This is a genomic window from Limimaricola litoreus, from assembly GCF_024159025.1.
Taxonomy (GTDB): domain Bacteria; phylum Pseudomonadota; class Alphaproteobacteria; order Rhodobacterales; family Rhodobacteraceae; genus Limimaricola; species Limimaricola litoreus.
The window spans coordinates 1-1,577 of sequence record NZ_JAMYXC010000263.1; the positions used below are offsets into that span (position 1 = coordinate 1).

2 protein-coding genes are annotated in these 1,577 nt (G+C 71.0%); both read left to right on the plus strand.

Features of this window, described 5'->3' with window-relative positions; all coding sequences use genetic code 11:
• Nucleotides 1-662 (plus strand): HpcH/HpaI aldolase/citrate lyase family protein (locus tag NHG85_RS16270; protein WP_253334306.1); only part of this gene is annotated, 662 nt, incomplete at its 5' end.
• A gap of 7 nt (nt 663-669) precedes the next feature.
• Nucleotides 670-1,577 (plus strand): NAD(P)H-dependent flavin oxidoreductase (locus NHG85_RS16275; RefSeq protein ID WP_253334308.1); only part of this gene is annotated, 908 nt, incomplete at its 3' end.

A 1,577-nucleotide genomic window follows, 5' to 3' on the forward strand; every position in this document is an offset into this window, starting at 1 on the left:
CGGCGCGGCTCTACCTGCGCGTCAACGGCACCGGCACGCCGTGGCACCGCGACGACGTGGCCTTCGCCCGGATGAGCGGCGTCGACGGCGTCGTGCTGCCCAAGGTCGAGAGCGCCGAGCAGGTCGCGCGGCTTCGCGCCGAGCTGGGCCAGAGGCAGAGGATCGTGGCGTTGATCGAGACGGTGCGCGGCCTGTCTTGCGTCGAGGAGATCGCGCAGGCGGCGGACCGGCTGGCCTTCGGCTCGATCGACCTGTCCGAGGACATGGGCTGCGCCCATACCCGCCTCGCGCTCTTGCCGATACGCAGCCGCATCGTGCAGGCGGCCCGTCTCGCCGGTCGCCCCGCGCCGCTCGACGGCGTGTCGATCAGCGCCGATGACGCAGCCGCCGTGACCGATGACGCGCTGCATGCCAGCGAGCTGGGCTTCGGCGGCAAGTGCCTCATCCATCCAAGACAGATCGCCCCGGCCCGCGCCGGCTTCGGCACCGCGCCGCAGGATCTCGACTGGATCCGCCACATCGGCGCCATCGACGGTGGCGCGCCCGCCGAACTCGTGCAGTCCCCGGTGGCGGTGCGGGCGCGGCGGCTTCTCGCGCGAGACCGGGCGGAGACATCGAAGCCCGCGGCCTCTTCGCAGACCCCACCATCGACAGGAAAGTGAGGATCACATGACCGAGCAACGTCACATCGCGGCAGGCGGGCCTGCTTCGGCGCTCGGGGCGGGGATGAAGCTGCCGCTCATCTGCGCGCCGATGTTCCTTGCCTCGGGCGTCGACCTCGTCGTGGCGCAATGCTGCGCCGGTGTAATCGGCACCTTTCCTTCGCTCAACGCGCGCCCCGCCGAGCGTCTCGACGACTGGCTCACCGAGATCGAGACCCGGCTCGAAGCGCATCGCCGCGACACGGGCGAGACCCCGGCCGCCTACGGGGTCAACCTCATCGTCAACGACTACAATACCCGGCTCGACGACGACCTCGCCGCCATCGTGCGCCACAAGGTGCCTTTGGTCATCACCTCGCTTTCGGCGCCCGACAAGGTGGTCGAGGCGGTGCATGGCTATGGCGGCGTGGTGTTTCACGACGTGATCAAGCCGCGCCACGCGCGCCGCGCGCTCAAGGCCGGGGTCGACGGGCTGATCCTCGTCTGCGCAGGCGCCGGTGGCCATGCGGGCACGCTGAGCCCCTTCGCGCTGATCGAGGAGGTGCGCGGCTTCTATGACGGGCCGCTGGTGCTGTCGGGCGCCATCGCCAATGGCCGCGCCATCCTCGCGGCCGAGGTGCTGGGCTGCGAGTTCGCCTATGCGGGCACGGTCTTCATCCCGACGACGGAGGCGATCGCGCCCGAGGGGCACAAGGAAATGATCCTCGCCGCCGCCTCCGACGGGATCACCTACACGCCGCTGTTCTCTGGCACGCATGCCAACTACCTCACGGCGAGCGTCGAGGCCGCGGGCGTCGATCCCGAGGAGGCCCGCCGCGCCGAGCCGCGCCGCATGCAGGACAAGTCCGACCCGGAGCGGCCCAAGGCCTGGAGCCAGGTCTGGAGCGCCGGGCAGGCGGTGGCGCAATCGCGCGC